General features: G+C 45.3%; 13 protein-coding genes. 2 read left to right on the top strand and 11 right to left on the bottom strand.

Annotated features, from left to right (window positions below; all coding sequences use genetic code 11):
* Positions 1-25: 25 nt before the first annotated feature.
* The 10 genes from pglZ to QF117_RS08530 all read right to left on the bottom strand — a co-directional run bounded on the left by pglZ (position 26) and on the right by QF117_RS08530 (position 15,903).
* Entirely contained in the window at positions 26-2,683 is a 2,658-nt protein-coding gene (gene pglZ, locus QF117_RS08575) for a BREX-1 system phosphatase PglZ type A (protein WP_282388578.1), read from the bottom strand.
* Positions 2,683-6,288 carry a BREX-1 system adenine-specific DNA-methyltransferase PglX gene (gene pglX / locus QF117_RS08570; protein ID WP_282388577.1) on the bottom strand — a complete coding sequence of 1,202 codons (3,606 nt, stop codon included), beginning with the start codon at positions 6,286-6,288 and terminating at the stop codon, positions 2,683-2,685. Before pglX ends, pglZ begins: the two co-directional genes overlap by 1 nt.
* Before the next feature lie 15 nt (positions 6,289-6,303).
* Positions 6,304-8,067 carry a DUF262 domain-containing protein gene (locus QF117_RS08565; RefSeq protein ID WP_010129446.1) on the bottom strand — a complete coding sequence of 588 codons (1,764 nt, stop codon included), beginning with the start codon at positions 8,065-8,067 and terminating at the stop codon, positions 6,304-6,306.
* Between the two features lie 16 nt (positions 8,068-8,083).
* Positions 8,084-11,761, bottom strand: coding sequence for a BREX system P-loop protein BrxC (brxC, locus tag QF117_RS08560; RefSeq protein WP_282388576.1), 3,678 nt, complete (start codon positions 11,759-11,761; stop codon positions 8,084-8,086).
* 18 nt (positions 11,762-11,779) lie between these two features.
* Positions 11,780-12,364 carry a DUF1788 domain-containing protein gene (locus QF117_RS08555; RefSeq protein WP_282388575.1) on the bottom strand — a complete coding sequence of 195 codons (585 nt, stop codon included), beginning with the start codon at positions 12,362-12,364 and terminating at the stop codon, positions 11,780-11,782.
* Positions 12,361-12,960 (bottom strand): DUF1819 family protein, encoded by a 600-nt coding sequence (locus QF117_RS08550; RefSeq protein ID WP_001963840.1) that lies wholly within the window; start codon positions 12,958-12,960, stop codon positions 12,361-12,363. Before QF117_RS08550 ends, QF117_RS08555 begins: the two co-directional genes overlap by 4 nt.
* 9 nt (positions 12,961-12,969) lie before the next feature.
* Positions 12,970-13,896, bottom strand: a complete 927-nt coding sequence (locus QF117_RS08545; protein ID WP_282388574.1) for a WYL domain-containing protein — start codon at positions 13,894-13,896, stop codon at positions 12,970-12,972.
* A gap of 68 nt (positions 13,897-13,964) precedes the next feature.
* The gene (locus QF117_RS08540; protein ID WP_000284113.1) at positions 13,965-14,279 is read right to left on the bottom strand and encodes a hypothetical protein; all 315 of its coding nucleotides are present in this window, start codon (positions 14,277-14,279) and stop codon (positions 13,965-13,967) included.
* A 73-nt stretch (positions 14,280-14,352) separates the two neighbouring features.
* A complete protein-coding gene (locus tag QF117_RS08535; RefSeq protein WP_282388573.1) occupies positions 14,353-15,261 on the bottom strand; it encodes a 3'-5' exonuclease in 909 nt (302 codons plus the stop codon).
* A 405-nt stretch (positions 15,262-15,666) separates the two neighbouring features.
* Positions 15,667-15,903, bottom strand: coding sequence for a hypothetical protein (locus tag QF117_RS08530; protein WP_282389538.1), 237 nt, complete (start codon positions 15,901-15,903; stop codon positions 15,667-15,669).
* Between QF117_RS08530 and umuD the strand changes: the two genes are divergently transcribed.
* On the top strand, positions 15,902-16,351 hold the full coding sequence (gene umuD / locus QF117_RS08525; protein WP_217542579.1) for a translesion error-prone DNA polymerase V autoproteolytic subunit: 450 nt from the start codon (positions 15,902-15,904) through the stop codon (positions 16,349-16,351). The two genes, QF117_RS08530 and umuD, sit on opposite strands and share 2 nt — an antisense overlap.
* The gene (gene umuC / locus QF117_RS08520; RefSeq protein WP_269321751.1) at positions 16,320-17,627 is read left to right on the top strand and encodes a translesion error-prone DNA polymerase V subunit UmuC; all 1,308 of its coding nucleotides are present in this window, start codon (positions 16,320-16,322) and stop codon (positions 17,625-17,627) included. Before umuD ends, umuC begins: the two co-directional genes overlap by 32 nt.
* A gap of 10 nt (positions 17,628-17,637) precedes the next feature.
* Here the strand turns inward: umuC and mobI are convergent, their stop codons facing one another.
* Positions 17,638-18,081 (bottom strand): conjugative transfer protein MobI(A/C), encoded by a 444-nt coding sequence (gene mobI / locus QF117_RS08515; RefSeq protein WP_032479290.1) that lies wholly within the window; start codon positions 18,079-18,081, stop codon positions 17,638-17,640.
* Positions 18,082-18,532: the final 451 nt, after the last annotated feature.

Below are 18,532 nucleotides of genomic sequence, written 5' to 3'. Positions count from 1 at the left end.
AGTTGTCATGTTTCACCCCAGCGCCTTAGAAAAAATCATCTTGGAATGCCAAATCAATGGTTACCGCGTATTGGCTATAACGGGTTCTCATTTCCGCATTCTCAAGAACTAATGTGTATTGAGCGTTCCTGTCGAACTGAGAGCCAATAAGCTTTAACCTAGCTTCGCGAGTACGCTCATCCATCACTTTACTCACGCTATCAAAGTTAATCGTTTCACGACTGGATACTTCATTACCTTGTGCATCGACGATATAGACATCCAACAACCGTGCGACAAAACGCTCGCCTACAGGGTCTGTCTGAATAAATCTGACCTTGTCGATATTGTTTACTAATTTGATGGGCTGAGTGGCTGCTACAACACCTACCGGTTGTTTCTCATGTTTTGCTGCTTGTTCTTTTTGCAGCTCGCGCACATGCAGTACCGGTACGCAGACTTCCTGTAGCATCGCTCCGCCGTGCACAAACTTGGCACCACCAACGAAGTGGAAGCGTTGAGCCGCTTTTGGAAGCAGAAACTCGGTATCACTAGAGCCATGAGCGGTATCGTTAATTGAGCCTTTCCAACAGGCTTCATCTGAAGGCAAGTTATTACCAACGATATAACGTTTCTTGGCTTCTATCGCGCCAGCAGGTTTGGTTTTCAACGAGGTTTTGTCAGCCGCTACAAGTGCTTTTTGTTGGAAGAGGAAGCCATGGTCAGCGGTGATCACAACTCGGCTGCCGTTTAGACGGTTGATGACCCGCCCAACGAGGTCTTTTAGCTCTTCAATGGCACTACGACAGGCTTCAAACGTTTTCTCTTCAGTTGCAGCCTTATCACCAATCGCATCAATGGTATCGTGATAGATATAAACTACTTCTACGTCTCGAACCTTGTCACGCCCCTCCTGGTTACTCCAGCTCATCAGTTCCTTAGAACTCACTGCCATACCACCTACTTTTTGTAGGATGGCGTTGCGGTTGTCTAGACCCTGTGAAGAAATACCATCCACATAAACAGCCGTTCCTTGCTCTGGCTGGTAACTGAGCGCCTTATGAGGCAATAATGCCGCCATCCCAAGTTGGGTATAACTCGGCAAAACGCCCAACTGCGTAGACACCTCAGCCTTAAATCGCTTCTCGTTGTTAATGATAGCGCCAAGCTCATTCGCAATTTCAAAACGCAGGGCATCAGAGATGATCACAAACACTCGTTTTGTCTGTTTCAGACTCAGTCGCGTGCGAACTTCTTTTTCATAGAAGTCATACTGGTGCGGTACGCCAGAAATCTGCCACTTTTCAAGTAATTTCTCATTGGCCAAGTGACGATCCCAGGCAAGGCCAAGCTCATATAAGTACCAGTTGGTATAGATGCTTTCGACTTCGTCGTCGAGCTGACGCAGTATGTCTGCACCTTTACTCAATACAGAGTGCACATGTTCATTGAACAAACGGTAAGCCTGGTCAAAACGATAAATGTCTGTGGTATAGGCGTCGTACATTGCTTTCGCGTTATCAAAGTGGAACCCGTCCACATAGCGATTTCGCAAGTGCATTAACTCTTCAGCGTTGCGGATAGCTTCATAAATTGCGAAGTATTCTTTGCGTGATAATGTCCAGTGGCTAGCAAGACGTCTTGATAAGACCGTATCAAACTGAACCCGATCTAGCGCTTTACTGCTATCGAGCAAATCACGAACTAAACCACGGATTATGGCCTGTTCCACAGCTTCGAACGTTTCGCATTCGATAAGCTCAACCGGATGGTACTGGCCTGCACGAGTCGAAATTTCCAACTGTTGGCTAAGCACCTTAGAGATGCTTTCGTAGTATGCGGCGAAAGAGCGGCTGTCGCGCCAGCTCACCATAAACGCCAAGGCTGTCGCCCGGCCTGATGCGCTTTTTAGAACATTGTTAAGCAACCAATCGCGTTCAACACCTTCAATTTGGCTCCAGAATTCAGTACAGAACAATTTCAACACGAAGTCTGAGAAGGTTGGCTCTTCGACTGTATAGCCAAAACCCTCACTCAGATATGCCCAGAGTGAGGTCTCAAGATCAAACTTTCCTAGCTGGCTCCATAAAGGTTGACCAAGGCTTTCATCTTCGATATAAGCCGCATATTCGCGTAGTAACCCAAGCAAAATGTCCGACAAAGACGCAGAATCAGCTTTTACAACCACTGCCATCATCTTCCTGTCTAACGACAGTTCGTCTTCGTTCTCAGTCACCCACTTCTTTAAACCGGCTATGCGCTGTTTATTAGCAAAAAAGCTTTGGCGCTTACGAATGTGCGTGCGAAGCGCCATTTTCGGGATACCTAATTCATTAAGCAGCATTGAGCTGTGATCAGCAAAAAACTGCTCGCTATACAAACGCACGTCTAGCAACCAATCACGATCAGGCTCTGGCTCAGCGCTTGGAAAATAGATAAGGAATTTAGCTTCACGCTCATCTACTTCAATGCGTTTTTTCACTGCCAGTACAGACTCATTGCCCATATTGAGGATGGTCAAATCATTTGGCAGTACCCTAGCAGTTATATCTGCCGCTTTATCACCTGATTCTTTTGTAAGCGATAAAGAATTAGCTAAATGCTCAAGCTCTTCAGTAAAGCTTTGCTCTGGGTCGTACCAAAACACAATGCGGCTTTGTTCGAGCTTGACAGCGACACCTTGTGCCAGTTCGCTAATCTGCATTAGTTAACCTCCGGGGCCGAACCGGTAATGGCCTTAACATCAGCCAACAGATCACCAAACTTGCCGTAATTCACTTTCACGCCATCATCCAGATCCAGTGAAATACGCATATCGGCGTAGTGTTTTAGCTTGTCATCAAACTCGCGTAGTTCGACCTGTTTCTTGATTAAGGCATCCAACTCTTTCTTGAAGCGGTTCGCTTCACTGGTCGAGTCTGCCGTTTCAATCTGCTTCTCAAGTTGCTCTGCATAAGCATCGTATTTGCCGAGTAACGGGGTGACATACTCGGTACGCATACGCGAAAGCGTGCCCTCGTTGTACCTATGTAAGTAAACCAAACACTCGAAAGCCTTCTGCTTACCAGAACTAAACAGCCAATAAATAGGGCGTTTTTTGTAAGTCTTCAGGTGATCTTTATAGAACTGAGTCGATAAATAACGGCGAATCGTCTCCAGCGCTGATTCAGATTTCTTCGGTTTAATGGCATTTAGGCATAGTGATTCGGCAACGAAATCCAAGTTTTCTTGCAGATGATCATCACCCCAAACGACTTGAACAAACTCACGGAAACGATTGGTTGCGTCGTCCTTGAACCAGTCTTGGTCTGTAATTGGGACAATTCCATCTTCATCAACAGCTATTGCACCGTAGTCCTCAGGTGATATTTTGACATATGGAACAGAAGAGGCTGATATTATTCCTTTTTTGACCAATGAATAGCGCCCCATAACGCATCCAATGTAATAACTAACCAAGTCTGCAAATGTATTTGAACGAAATTTCTCAGCATTCAAAATCGAATCTGAACTAAATAGCGTAATATCTTGAAAATCTCGGGTTCTATTTGTGACTTTTCCTTCAACAATATTTTCATAGAGTCGGTCGTTTTCCTTCTCTAACGAAAGCATACTTTCCGTTGTTTGTTTACTCTTCTCGAACCACTTGCGATAGTTAGCTTCCAATAGCTCATCCCGATAGGTTATCAATGGACTTGCTTCAAAATCCCATGAAACCTCTAAACTGTCCCAATCAGCTTTGGCTATATTTATTGCTTGTTGAGTAATTGAAGCAGCCTCCGGCATAAGAATTGCCGGAAGCGATTTAATTACACCAGTAGTAAGGTTTATAGTGTCCCCTTGCAACTCTAAAAGATACTCAAACAAACTACTTTGGAGCATAGATTGTGCACTTAGTAAATCTTGGGTATTGCCAAATAAAGATGGAGCAGCATCATTAAATGCATACTCTTCATCACGAAATCGGAATGAGGGTGTAGCTGTTCCTACTTTATTCCACGATACAGCTTCTTTAAAAAAGAACTGTGTATTTTGTGGTCGAGACTTTAAACTACCATCAGCGTTTCTGTAGTTTTTAATTTCGTATCCGTCATTCTCCCAGTTCATAACGAAGTCAGCATTCCCATACCATCTACGAGATGTCCCCGCCTTATCTGTTTTAACCCACTTACCCTTATTTTCTCGTCTGCTGATCTTATCGTAATCGACTTCCCAAAAGCGTCTTAAGAATCTATCATCGTTTCGAGTCCCCAAGCCTTCTCTTACTTCAAAGACATCAGAAATTGATTTATCTTTAAATAGATTCAATATGTTCTTTGGAACCCAATATGTAACAGGACTGCCTTTAATTATGCTAAAATCCGACTGACTCAAGTGTGAATAATGGCACTCCCTATTAATAAGTTTTTCTTTTTTGACTTCTTCAGAACCAAAATTCAATCTAAAATAATCGCCCTTATATACTGGAATCGAGTAGTTACCGATAACCCATGCACACGTTTGTACTACTTCACCTGAGATCTGTGAAAAAGCTCTAGCACCAAGATGACAAAGATCAAATATAGTTTTCGAGTCAAACATTGTCTCCCGCATCGTCTCGAAGCTTGATAGAAACATCCAAGATTGCATGTTTATTTGTGCGTTTAGTCCGTACTTTGATAGAAGGTTAAAAGCACGCTCCATAAATATCGCAAACAAATCAGATTTACTATTTGGATAGTATTTCCTTGCAAAATCTTTAAGATCTGCATTCATGCCTTTACCGCCCATATAGGGAGGATTCGCAATAACAGCATCGTAACGAATTGATAAAACCAAAGCCTGATGAACAATTTCAATCAATTGCTTCGCCGCAGGCTTTTGCATTGAGTCACCTGACTCTTGAAGCTCTACAAGAGTGTTCAGTAGCTCTTTTAATTGCTCATGCTCATCGCTTGGAACATCAATCAAAGAACCAAAGGTTTTGGCCTGAGTGAATCTTGCCAACGTTCGCTTCAGCAGTTGGTAGCGGTTGTCTGCATTGAACGAGCTTAAATCTTGATCATCATCTGAGAACAAGCCTTGTGATGTGCCGCTTTGCCAACTTCCCGATAGATTGAGTGCTTTCCATAAGGTCGGCAGGTCAAGATGGTTACTTTCCTGCAATGACAGTACATTAAGTCGCACGTTACGGGTAAAAATACGCTTATCGTCATCTCTAGCCATCATCATCAGCGCAAAGCCAGATAGCTGCGCTGCACGATCATCTATGTCCAAGCCGTAGAGGTTGTTCTCCAGAATCATCTTTGGAATGTCACGAGAGCGGAAACCACGCTCTTCGTAGATGGCTTTTAACACGTTATAGGCTTCAATCAATATGTGGCCCGAACCACAAGCAGGGTCAAGTACTTTGATGGTTTCAGGTTCAATAGATTCTGGCGTAATAGCCTTTAGCTGTTGGTTAACTTCGTCAGATTGTTCAGCAGGCTCAATGTAGTATTCCATCTGCGTTTTAATGGCAGAGTCTGGGTAGGTTTGCAGCCATTGACGACCGACTGAGTTTTGTACCAGGTACTTCACAATCCAGTTGGGTGTAAATAGCTGGGTGGCGGCAGGGATGTCTTCACTCTTGACCACCTTACCCATTACCTGATCTTTCTTTTCAGAGATGTAGAATTGGTAAAGCCAACCAATAACTTCTACCTGTTGCCAGTCCTCTTCAGGGATGCCGTCTACCAATCCACGCAGAATTGAGTCGGTACGCGTTAGGTTGTCTGGTAGAAGAAGCTCAGTTTCATCGTCCAATGCGTCAAATAAGAAAGGCATCGCCTCATGAAGCTTATGGCACTGGCCTAACAGCAGTTCACGATACAGCTCTTCGTCTTTGTTGCCCGCAAGCTTGAGTTCAACAATGCGAGCTCTATCTAATCCGAGTTCATCCGCAGCGTCTTGGGCATGGTCGATAATTTCAAAGCCTTTAGGGTTGTCTGGGTGCGACAAAACACGAAAACCGTGGCCTAGATAGTCATGGATTTCCATATAGCGAATAGCACACAGACGGTTGAACCAGGTATAAGCTACTTGTTCAATAAGTTGTGCATACCCAAGTTTCTGGCTTCTGGCTACTATGCGTTTTCTGGGCTCGGCCAGTTTACCGTCAAAACTGTTACCGGCGATTTGAAGCACAGAACCTTGTAGATTCGCTTCTGCAATTTGTAGCTCGCCCTTTTTATTCGCGGTGATACCAAAGGTATTTAATCGTTTAGCTACCGCATCCATAAATTCGCGGCGCGCTTTTGGTGCGTATTTTTTAATGTTGTTCGTATTCATATGATCTTGCGCCTCTTATTCTGTCTCTACGCTGCTTGCGGGTTGTAATGCAGTTCTAATGCGGGCAAGCAGTGTTTCCTGACGCTCGCGGTAAAAGTCCATAAACTGGTTTAGTTGTTCAGGTAATGATGTTATGGCTTGCGATTGCAGATGTGCTTGTCTTGCATTCACATCAGGCCACTGCTGCGCATACCATTCATGGGGCATTTTTTGCCGCTTCTGGTTGTTGATTGTCCCTTCCAACAGTTGAAGGTTTGGCAGCTTGTTAGATGCCTCGATGAGTTCATCTAGCTGTTCAGCTGGGACACCAACTTTTGCAAGCTTGTTACGCGTAAACAAACCTTTGGGGTAAATGTGGTCCACATGAAAGTGTCGTGAAAAATCGAATCCTGGGAACAACAAAGTCAACAAGGCAAAGGTACGCGGATTACCATAATCCAACTGCGCTAGTTCACTAATTTCCTCTGGGTCAAAGCGCAACGATTTACCACGCTGTTGCATGGTCGCTTCAATTTTCGCTAGCGGGAAACCCGTATCACCCGATTGTTTAATGTCTGAGCGAAGCATAGTAAGCAGGGTATCCAAACCACTTCCCCAGATGCCTGACGCTTTCAACAACGACCTAATGAGCCAGTTTCTGATGCATTCTCTATCGACCGCATATTCAACCCTAGAAAGGTAGCTTGCCGTTAACTTTCGGTGGTGCAGGTAATAGGCCAACGGGAGGATGGCACTTGTTGCTCTGAGGTTTTGTGCATTAAAACCAAAACTTGCCAGCAACTGCATTGAGAGCAATAACGCATCACGAATTGGCGTCCAGTTCTTTTCGAGAATCGCCATGTTTTCCTTGTTAAAGTTCTCAACCTTAAAGCCCACGCTACCGATGTCAGAGAGCATTAAGCCTGCTTTTAAAACGAGATCTTTTGATACGTTGAATCCATCACCAACACGGTTCATCTCATCCACTAATGCATGAATTTCTTCACGGGCATCTAACGAGCTCCACTGCGCTACTGCTATTGAAAGTAGTAAGTCTGAGTAGGACAAAGTAGTGCCGCCGCTATTCATGCGGATAAAGATATTCAGAACACGTTCAAGGCTCTGATCACTTTCTTCATAAAACGAAATCTTGTCTTTGTCATGGATGGTTCGATACAAGTGACGAAGAGTTGAGCGAGCCTCTTTGCGTTGCTCCGAGCTCAACCTAGCATCATCAGCAACTTCATCGATAAGTGCATCTTCTTCCTCTTCCATGATCCGGCCTACACGGAACCAGTATTGTTCAGATGCATCCAAAGAGGCTTTATCGTCGGTTAGGAACTCAAAGTCATACATCGACCCAGTTTCTAAGTCGGGCTGGCTTAACAGATTTAAATGAAGCCTGCGCACAGGGAAGGCGTCATCATTGCTCCACCATTTACCTGTCAGCTTCCACGCAAATGAGCCGCGTAGGCCGATATTCAAAGCAGTAATCCGCTGCTGTCCATCTAGGACGGCAATGAACTCACGTTCCGGTAACTGAGTGACATTTTCACAATGGTAGTTATCTCGCTCATGGTAATGCTGCATGAACTGATAAAACTGATAGCTATCCCGGTTCTCTGGTTTTATCTTCCAGAATAGAAAGGTCCCAAACGGGTAACCTTGCAACAGGCTATCAAATAGACGACAGATCTGTTCTGGTCGCCATACAAACTCTCGCTGGATGGCCGGTAACAGGTATTCCTGCTCAGCAACCTTGTCGAGTAATGATCTTATTGTTCCACCCGCTTGATACATAGCTATCCGTTGCCTCTTACTTAATTCTTACTCGGTCGCCAGCTTTGACAGCAGCAATCAGCTGTTCTCTTAAAGCGGCAAGATAGGCATCAACTTCGGCTTCACTTTCAATGAATCCAGTTGTTACTGACTTTGCCATGGCATCGGTTGGGTTAATCGTTACGGTACGTTTTGCAACCGGCTGTGGCTGCACTGGTTCGGGAGCTGGCTCAGGTGCTGGAGCTGCCTTACCGGCTTTCGCTGCTTCTTCTTCGCGTTTCTTCTGTTCGAGTTCACGACGTCTTTGCTCAGCTTCAGCTTTTTTTCGTTGATCTTCGATAAAGCCATTCAGCAACTCATAGGCTTCGTCCTCGTAACCTTCCGCTTCAGTTTGCTCACTGATAATTTGTGGTATTGAAGAGGTTGCTTCAATGCGCTGTCTGCACATTTGTAACGGGCGCAGTGCTTGGTTCTGTAGTTCAGACGGTGCATGTGCTTCAGCTAGCGCATCCTTTACACGTCCGATGCGCAGATCAACACGCTCTAAGGCATGAGTGCGTTTTTCTTCAACCAATGTTGAGTTAACTTTTGCCACCTGCTCGATAAGCGGATTAATGTGGCGCAGCTGCTCATACGGTGAGGACATATTGTAAATGCGTTCTAATTCAGTGAGCGCTTTTAATGCTTCACTGTCTTTTTCTAACGCAGGTCTATTGGCCTTAAACTTCTCGTTCAATGCGCCAGCAAGGGCTTGCCAAGTTTGAAATTGACTATTGTAGAAGTCATCAAGATCCTCAAAGTCCTCAGCAAACTCTTCAAGGGCATCAGCGTCTTCTAAGAATCGGGCGATAAGGGCGAAGCTTGAAGTTTGCTCAAGAATACCCGCGACCAATGCAAGACCATCGTCAATTTGAGATTTACCTGGGAAATGGCCTGTCTGTGACTTGGTTCTGAATGATTTAAGCTCTTCATTCCAAGCCAGTAATTCATCGCGCACTAATTCGTAGAGCTCCTTTTCACCAGAGCCGGTAAAGGTTTTTGAAAAGATCTCTTTAACAAGACCAGCAGCCTTTTTAATTTGGCGCTCGTCATGTTGCCTGATCTTATGTACACGGATCTCGCCGCGTTTACGCACACTGGTAAACGGCTCGTAAGCTTTTTTCAACGCCAGATCTGTGCCTTGGGTACTAAAAGATACCTTTCCAGCCAAGCCCAGCCTTGCAGTGAGCAATAAGATTTCATTGTCTGGCCAGCCATATGGGCGCTTGCCGAAGCGGGCAACGATGTCACGTAAGTAAACAGGCTCATTACGCTCGACTTTTAGCGTTACGTACTGCTCAACCTCACGCGTAGCTTCTGGGTTACATTCATCCGCTTGAAGATCCAGTCCAATCTGAGCAATATCATCAGCAACAAGAACGGCCTGTAGCTCACGCAAAACTTCACCAGGCGTTGCCTTGAGCATATTCAATTTAGCGAAGGTGTTTTCGATAACGTATTTGTATGCTTCTTCGACGATGGCACTTGGCGTTGCTGATTTCTTCGGTAGTTTTGTGCCGATAGCGTAAACGTCAGCCTCTGCAAACAAAGCTTCAAAATCCGTTCTTAAGCGTTTTTCACGCTCAATATTTTCCATCTGCTTTTCGCGGAGAAGGTGTTCTTGCTCTGGTCGCTGTCCTGAATTTTGTTTTAAGAATCGGTCAGTTTTTATAAAGGTTGTCAGGTCATCCCAAAGACGCTTATGTTCGCCCAGCTTGACGAGCACGCACCCATCAGCCTCAAGCGTATGATTGATGCACGCTTGATCGTGGGAGTAATTTTCAAAGTGCGAATCCAAAGGTGAAATGACTTTAATGACTAGGTCTTCCAGCGTGGTGCCATCTTTTGGATGACCATTGCAAAAACGGCTCACCGCAAAGTCTTGCTTATTAATCGGGTATCGATAGGCACGATTACCTTTCAAAATACCGTCAAATACGATTGCTGAAAGCTTGTTAGAGACCTCTGACATTTCAACGTCAGTATGGCGGATCTCGTTTTCGATCTCTTTTTCTTCGTTGGTCAGGAAGATAAACTCATCACCATTACGCGCAATCAGCAATTGGCGTTCAAGACGATTCAAGCTCTCTTCAATTTGTTTACGCAGCGCAATTTTATCTGCATCGATTCGATCAATTGACAGCGTCACAAGGTTGTCTAGTGTGCTTTTGACAACGTCCACATAACGGATCAAGAAAAGAGTTTTTAGAATCTTGCCATCGAATTCTGTTAAGGAATCCAACTCACAGGCTTGGTCAATCGTTCGCTTAACCGCTGGCTCCAAAAAGCTTTCAATCGGTGCGTAGAAACTGTAAAACGGGATTAACACATCAAGGCCAGAGTCCTTCATCTGTTTTGCAGCTGATTGGAAAGCATCAAGTAATGAACGCTCACCCATGGCTAAGTGCTTACCCGTCGCGCCTTTTGTTCGAATTGACTCAAACACTTTTTGAACCAGCGTGTAGTGGTAAGGCACAAACGGATAGTTGTCCACGAAAGACGGAGCGTCGGTGTAGCCCTTTAGAGACGCGGTTGTCGTTTTATCAAATGTCAGCTGGTTACGAAGAATATCGCCCTTTTCTGCAAAGACATCGATGAGGTGTGTACGAGCTTCTTCCGTTTTGGACAACAAACGCTTTTGAATAACTTCCGAGGTATTCGAGCTCGACAGCTGTAAGCGGGTACTAAAACGCCCTTGAATTTTAGAGAAGTCCTCGCCATCGCGCTTATCCATACCACCAATGGCAGCATCAATGTCTGCCTGAGAGGTAACAACGACCCAAGCTCTGCCACCACAATATGTGCCAAGATCTTCAGTAATGGTCTGAAGCTTCAACATCATTTGCGTGTTCTTACCGATAAACTGACCGACTTCATCGACTAAGAAAAGAAGGTTACGATCCCCAGTTCGATCTAAGTATTCATTAACCCACTTACAGAAGTTTCGGATATCTAGCGGGAAATTGTTTTCAACCTGCTCGACCCACGCTTTGGCAGACTCTAATGATTGCTCACTGGCATGAGCGAGAGCTTCTGAAAGTTCGTCTCGATAGAAGTCATAGGCGTCACGCTCCTTTTCCCAAGTTGATTGGGTCAACTCAGCAAATTTATCCTTGAAAGACATGTATTGATTACGTTTATCAAGTTCGCGTTCTAGGTGGGCAATATGAGGAAAGTCAGCGCAGTATCCTACACGTTCATTAAATACTTTGAGGAAAACCTTAAGAATGGCATTTTCTCGGTCGTCCGTATTGGCTCGCGAATCGATGTTAAAAAGAATAACGTCTGTATCTTTGGTAACAGCGTTTTGGATATCGGCCAACAGCATGGCATCGTTGATTTTGTCTTTAAAAAACTCAAATGCTTGACGGCCTTGGCCATCCTTTTCGACAGACTTATTTTCGAGGAGGTAAGACAAAATTTTCAGGAAGTGAGACTTACCCGAACCAAAGAAGCCAGAGATCCACACACCAATTTTACCTGACATTGATGCGCCGCTTTGCGTCACAGATGGAACGTAAGCCTCAAAAAATGCACGAAAATGTCGATCTAACTCTCGGGTAACAACATACTCATCAAGTTCGACATACACACTGTCATTGTCTTTCTGTTCCGCTTTAACAACGCCATTAATGTCACGCGTCAACTTCTTGGAAAAAATCTGTTCAATTTTCATTCGGGAGGCTCCCTGCTCTTAATTTTTTTTACCGTCTTCAGGCACAAGCTTGAAGGCGCGATAGTAGTTTTTAGATTCGATCATGCCGAAAGGATGCAAATCCCTTCCGCTATATTCACCCGGATAGAAAAGCACTAATGGCGTGCTACCCATAACGTCTTGCAGAGCACTAAGTAACTCATGTCCTCGGACAAGAGGCCACGCACTGCCTAAGCCTGACAGCAACACAAACTCAAGTTCTGATGGCTTATATTTGTCCGCGATATACCTTGCCACTTTCTCTTGGCTCAGAGGCCCGGCTAGTGTTTTTCGAAGGCCATCAACACCGACTTGCAATTCACGCTGGCAAGCTCGGTCGAAAAGGCCTCGCTCCTCAAGCATATCTATCAAGACTTCAAAAATATTGAGATGGACAAAGCGGTAACCACGCTTGTTGAGTTTTTCGTCAACGTGCTTAAGGTGCTCTCGTACAATCAGTTCATACTTGGCTGGATAGTCAAATACCCAAAATCCAATTTCATTGCCCAAGCCATCGTTTTTCAAAAACTTAGGGCTTTCAATTCGTTCCAGTATCAGATCAAGCCTGGTCTGAAGAGCCTTCATATTGTGCACTCCATTACCTCAATCAAATCTTCCCGGCCCAGACGAACTAACCAGTCTTTAACTTCTGGCATTAAGTAAACAGGTTGTATTTTCTTTGTCCTGCTATCACTCAGGTAGCCACTATCAACCAGTGCCTTAATTGCGTTGTTACCCATTTTTTTGACAGTTGAGTCAGAAAAACCGCCAAGCTCGGCATATGCCCGCACTCTCGTGTCATAAAACTCAGACCATGCATCAGCGGTTAAAGAGGGTTTATAGGTGCGACGAGCTTCGGCTAAGGTAAGTCGCATAAAATCAGCGACAACCGGAGAATGAATGAGTAATGACATCATCAGCATTTGGACATAGGCACGTTCACTCGCGGCTAAAAGATCAGTCATAAACTCATCACCCAGGCCTTCAACACGCCAACGGATTGTTCTGGCATAACGAATAGCCGTCTGACCGGATTTTTTCTGAAGAACATTTTGCTCAACGATCAGCGACTTCCACTCATCTTCTGGGAGTTTTTTCAGTAGCGATTCTGCGATTATTCTAGATTCAGTTATCAATAAACTGCCTCCGATAAGATCGCCTAAATATTCTTTTATATTCATAAATTCATCTCACGATTCGCTATATCCAGGAGCGAGTGCAGCATTGTCAACGCCGTATAGTGCTTCTGGATTTTTAAGTGCTAAATGGAACTCTCGCCCATTGCTCTTACAATTCTTTGAACAATCGATATTCCATAAACGCAGTAAATATCCAGCGAACGCAGCTCTTATCTCTACACGCAACCTATTGTTTTCCATTGCGTAGTCCATCGATACAGCTTCTGGATGTGCTAGTTTTGGATGAGGTATCAGCTCTAGCTCAACGATTCGGTTCCATTGCTTATCCCACTGAAGAGTCTCAACTTCGTCGTTAACCTCATCCTCTAACAACTCAACTTCACTTATTCTGGTTAAAACAAAATCCCTAAATTCTCTATGCTTTCTATCGAATGCTCGGACATGCCATCTCAAGCCATTGTCAATCAAGGTATGAGGAACTATTTGCCTGCTCCCATGACCACTCGACAATGAGGTGTACTCAATATTAATCACAGCGCGCTTATGCATGGCTTCACTAATAGCCGCTACAACTTCCAATTTCGGCTTATTGAGATGGAATGGTGCTTCACAAGCCATAGGTGGCCTGACCTTGCCAAGAAAGCCATCACCGAACCCTTGGCTTATCGTCGCAAGAGTTCGAACAACGTCATAATCAAACAACGGCTGGAATGCGCTCGTCTTCAAGTGCACTCTGCGCTTTTCGTCATACATAACGTTGTTAGGAGCCAACTCTTTGTACCGCGCAAAATCTTGTGTTGCCACAGACGGCGCTACGCTAAATCGCTCGGTTAAATAACTACGCCCAGCTTCACCTTTAAATAACAAAGTGAAATCAATATGAGCGAGTCGCTCTCTCTGTGCTTGGCTAAGCTCTTCAAGTCCAGTGTTGTCTTGCACTGTCAGCCTCTCAATCCATCTGGGACAAGCCCTAATCATTTAAAACTAGGAAGCCATCGATTGAATGCCATCAAGCAACCTACTTTTTTTCATTAGGTCTCATAGTATCAACAAGTCGTCTTGTTGGCTATAAAAATTGGCTTGACATTGTTCGAATGTTTCTTTTCTGGCCTTGATAGAAGCTCACGCTGGAATGCCAACTGACGCAATTCATTCTCTCGAACACGCCTAGCAACTTCTGCCTGGGCTGGTAGCAATGGCAGCATCCCTTCAGCAATCGCGTCTGGGGCAGACTCTTGGCCACAGGACATCAAATGCTTCCATGGATCTTTAAGAAAGCGCTCGAACGTGATGCCAAATTCAATGATGCGGGCAGAGACGAAGATTTCGCCCCAGTATTCAATGTAGGTGTCTTGGTACATGGAAAGATTCCTCTTGTTGGTTAAACCATGAGTTCACTTTCCATTTTCCAGAGGTTTTCAAATATGCAAGGGGCTATGACAAAGCTTTAAATCGATTGCGGGCATCTTTGTAGTCATAGTGGGCATGTTCTGAGCCACGATGATACAAATCATCCAGGTAAGTTTGTTCCTGCGGCAACTCGTCTTCGCTGATTTCGCGCCACCAATGTTTGTTGGCACCTTTAACACCGTCATGCCAGCGGTAACCACGCTCTTTTAAATAGTCCTTTACGTCAAACGGCGCACCAAACGCACGAACTAACACAGTTCGCCTGTCTGCTTCAGACAACAAGTTTGCAACGGACTCGGGCAACAAATGAAACAGCCAGGCCATCGCCAAACAATCGGTTGCAGCTCGGTGTCCTTCATAAAACCAACCTAAGCGAAGCAGCAGGTACTCAAGTTTTCGACTTTCAAAACCCAGCGCCTTCCAATCTATGCCACTGGCTGAACAGGCCCAAGATAGATGGCCTAATGCGGCAAACCGCTTTTCAAAGAAAGGACGATCAAACTGTGCATTGTGCGCAACCACCAGCGGATCATCGGATAACCAACTCGCAACCATTGCATCATCAATGCGCTGGCCTTGCACCATCTCATCGGTGATACCGGTTAACTCGGTAATCAGTTCGGGGATTGGCTTGCCGGGATCATCATACAGGCTGATCACATCAACAATAGACACAATCCGCTTAGCCGACGGGCTGTAAAGCACCTTAACCAAACCAAGCTCAATAATGGACTCGTCATCGGCAGACAGTCCGGTTGTCTCAGTATCGAGCAGCACCATTGGCTGTTCATCACCGACCATGGGAGATAGTTCAAGTGGCCAGGACTGCGGCTCACGCGTTAATGGAATACGCTCCAGCAATCTAAAATCTTCTGGCCTTTCTGGGATATCCGCCAGGCGCTCTAGCGGAAATGGCGCAGGGGCTCTTGTCATTGATGGTTCCTCTTCAATTCTATTATTCGCTTTGGGTTATTTCACTGTGCCACAGGTTTTTCTAAATGCACCTTGGATACCTCAGCGTTTTTTTAATCTTTCTACTGGGTGAACCTATGTATGAAGGCTTTAGCTAAGCCTTTCAGAAAGCCTTAGCTAAACCGTTTAGGTAACCCTTACCGATACCCTTTACATATGGCTTAGCCAACCCCTTTTCAAACGGTTGAAAAAGGCTTGAACTGAGTTCGACTGAGCATTTTAAAGATGCTCCTGACTTCCCTTTAAGCCAGTAAATTCAATACGAAGCAGAATTTTACTAACTGTTTTTAAACCCTTTGCAAAGGGTTCAACAAGCCTTGTCTGACGGTTACCTAACCCATGCGTTAACCAGTAGCAGTAACAGGATCAGTAACAGAAACAAGAGCAGTAGGCAGAAGCAGTATTGTCCAAGCCTTGCAGGCTTTGACGAGGGCGAGCGATCCCCCACATCAAGCTTTTCAACACAAAAAAGAAATCACCCACGACACAACGTCTTACTCGAACAACTACAGTTTTACCTACAATTTTACTTGTAGAAATCAGCATAGCATTAGATACTGTATAAACAAACAGTATTAAGTATGATTTTTCGAGGTTCGTCATGAGTGTCTCGCTGATAGGCCTTAGCGGCGCACTTGCCTTCATCAAAGCAAAGCGCCTTCGTATTCCATTGTTCATGGAACGTGTTTCTGCTGGTTTTCCCTCACCAGCGCAGGATTATGTTGAGCAAACGCTCGACCTCAACGAGCTGTGCATCAAGCGACCGGCTGCAACGTTCTTTGTGCGTGTTGAAGGTGATTCAATGATTGATGCCGGGATTCACCCGGATGATATTTTGGTGGTTGATCGCTCTGTCCAAGCAGAACACGGTGACATTGTCATCGCTGGCATCCATGGTGAACTCACGGTAAAGGAGCTTCAACTAAGGCCGTGCGTCAAGCTGATCCCAAGAAACCAGGCGTATGAACCCATTCATATTCCTGAAGGGACAGAGTTAGAGATATTTGGTGTGGTCACCAATGTGGTGCGAAACATGCGCCGTAAGTCGTGACGATCCCATGCCTGTATTTGCCTTGGTGGACTGCAACAACTTTTACGCCAGTTGTGAGAAGCTGTTTCGTCCTGATTTAAAGGATACGCCGGTTGTGGTGCTGTCCAACAATGACGGCTGCGTGGTTGCACGGTCGCGTGAAGCTAAGTTACTCGGTATAAAAATGGGCGTACCCGTCTTTCAGATCAAATCTGAAATGCAGCGCCATGGCATTTTGGCATTTTCGTCCAACTACGCTCTGTATGCAGATTTGAGCAGTCGAGTGATGCGCACTTTGGAGGAGATGGCACCACGAGTAGAGGTTTACTCTATTGACGAAGCGTTTTTGGATTTAACCGGTATTGAGTCTGCCATATCTCTTGTCGAGTTCGGACAACAAGTGCGAGAGCGCATAGGCCACTGGATTGGGATCACCGTTTGTGTAGGCATTGCACCGACTAAAACACTCGCCAAACTGGCTAACCATGCAGCCAAGAAGTATCCAGCCACTCAAGGGGTTGTAGACCTGACCAATCCAGATCGGCAACGTCGATTGCTCTCATTAGTCCCAGTTGATGATGTTTGGGGCGTTGGTAGACGGCTTTCTAAGCGTTTAAATGCGTTGGGTATCACCACAGCCTTAGACCTCGCCAATGCCTCTCCTAGAGCTATCAGAGACCAGTTTTCGGTGGTTTTAGAGAGAACCGTCAGAGAGCTCAATGGTGAGTCGTGCATTGAACTTGAAGAGATCCCGCCAACTAAGAAGCAAATCGTCTGTAGCCGTTCATTTGGCGCAAAAGTAACGCAATTTGAATTGTTACGTGAGGCCGTATGTGAATACGCAACCCGCGCCACTGAGAAGCTACGCAAAGAACAGCAGCAAGCCAAAGTGATGACCGTGTTTATACGAACCAGCCCCTTTAAGGACAACGAGCCGCAGTACAGCAATTCCGCATCCGGTGAGTTACTGATCCCCAGTTGCGATACGCGGGATTTTATCGAGCTGGCCAATCACTTACTCAAGCGAATTTGGAAGGATGGTTTTCGTTATGCCAAAGCTGGCGTCATGCTGTCTGACTTTTACGATCCAGGCATGTTTCAACCAGGACTATTCGATGACGTATCGACCCGCTCTAATAGCCAACAGTTAATGTCTGTATTGGACACCATTAACCAAAGTGGTGCCGGAAAGGTTTTCTTTGCTGGACAAGGTACGAAGAAAGATTGGTCGATGAAGCGAGAGCATTTGTCTCCCGCCTACACAACACGCTGGGACCAGTTGCCGCGAGTGAAGTAGCGCAGTTAACTCAATAGGCATTCACTCTGCGACGCAGCATGTTGAGCTTATCAACTTGGCGTCGAATATCACTGAAGAATTCTTCTTTCTCCATGGCCAGCGCTAACTCCCATTCTTTGGCCAAACCTTGGCAGTCCAAAAATGAGTATCTCAGCTTCGTCTTTGAGATACGAAGCCCCTTGCTAAATACCACGCGCTTGCCTCGTTGACCGTGAAAACTGTTGATGTACCACTCTATGCCAAAGCCATACTTAAAGTCTCTGATACGGACACCAAGCAGCCCCCAATCTTTAAAGGGCGCATTTTCGCGAACCTTGTAATGGGTAACCCAAAAGTCATCAACTTCAGCTCGTGCCAGCGCTTTTAGCCTGTCTGTTTCTTGCTGAAGTAAATCTGATACCTCTGCTTTCCATTGTTCATTGACGATTTCTACCAAACCAATTTCCCCATCCAATTAACCCCAAAAGCCAAAACCACTATCCGTTTGGCTTTTGGATCGAAACGCCAAACGTAAAACTGCCGTAACAATCGCTGTTTGGCGTCTCGATATAAATCAACTCGCGCAATCCCATACCTGACAAGGGATACAGGTCGATTTCACTTAAAAACGCCTAAAAAGACGTATTGCCATGAAAATACAAACCGTTTGGCAAGTTCAGGCCAGAATGCAAACGACGTTTGGCGTCTCGATTTTTTTGGCTAGGTTATCCGCCGCCAAACAGAGCCTATTCTCATACTTTTGCGAAAATGCAATAGGCAGATAGATGAAAGGATTTGTCACCTTTCTGCCCACCGCCAGTGCACCGAATCCTGATAATGACATTTGAGTGAACCGCCAGAGCACTTGGAAATGCCCAAGCATGGCCAGTGCGGTTGATTGAAAACCGTTAGAGCACTTTGAGTGC

Origin of the sequence: Vibrio sp. YMD68, assembly GCF_029958905.1 — a bacterium.
In the GTDB taxonomy this organism is placed as follows: Bacteria; Pseudomonadota; Gammaproteobacteria; order Enterobacterales; family Vibrionaceae; genus Vibrio.
Note: the sequence above shows the minus strand (reverse complement) of the source record. Positions and strands in the feature narration are given on the sequence as shown.

Excerpts from the sequence above, each read along its gene's own strand:
- pglZ (WP_282388578.1), bottom strand. The coding sequence starts at position 2,683 with ATGCAGATTAGCGAACTGGCACAAGGTGTCGCTGTCAAGCTCGAACAA.
- pglX (WP_282388577.1), bottom strand. The coding sequence starts at position 6,288 with ATGAATACGAACAACATTAAAAAATACGCACCAAAAGCGCGCCGCGAA.
- QF117_RS08565 (WP_010129446.1), bottom strand. The coding sequence starts at position 8,067 with ATGTATCAAGCGGGTGGAACAATAAGATCATTACTCGACAAGGTTGCT.
- brxC (WP_282388576.1), bottom strand. The coding sequence starts at position 11,761 with ATGAAAATTGAACAGATTTTTTCCAAGAAGTTGACGCGTGACATTAAT.
- QF117_RS08555 (WP_282388575.1), bottom strand. The coding sequence starts at position 12,364 with ATGAAGGCTCTTCAGACCAGGCTTGATCTGATACTGGAACGAATTGAA.
- QF117_RS08550 (WP_001963840.1), bottom strand. The coding sequence starts at position 12,960 with ATGAATATAAAAGAATATTTAGGCGATCTTATCGGAGGCAGTTTATTG.
- QF117_RS08545 (WP_282388574.1), bottom strand. The coding sequence starts at position 13,896 with ATGATTAGGGCTTGTCCCAGATGGATTGAGAGGCTGACAGTGCAAGAC.
- QF117_RS08540 (WP_000284113.1), bottom strand. The coding sequence starts at position 14,279 with ATGTACCAAGACACCTACATTGAATACTGGGGCGAAATCTTCGTCTCT.
- QF117_RS08535 (WP_282388573.1), bottom strand. The coding sequence starts at position 15,261 with ATGACAAGAGCCCCTGCGCCATTTCCGCTAGAGCGCCTGGCGGATATC.
- umuD (WP_217542579.1), top strand. The coding sequence starts at position 15,902 with ATGAGTGTCTCGCTGATAGGCCTTAGCGGCGCACTTGCCTTCATCAAA.
- QF117_RS08530 (WP_282389538.1), bottom strand. The coding sequence starts at position 15,903 with ATGACGAACCTCGAAAAATCATACTTAATACTGTTTGTTTATACAGTA.
- umuC (WP_269321751.1), top strand. The coding sequence starts at position 16,320 with ATGTGGTGCGAAACATGCGCCGTAAGTCGTGACGATCCCATGCCTGTA.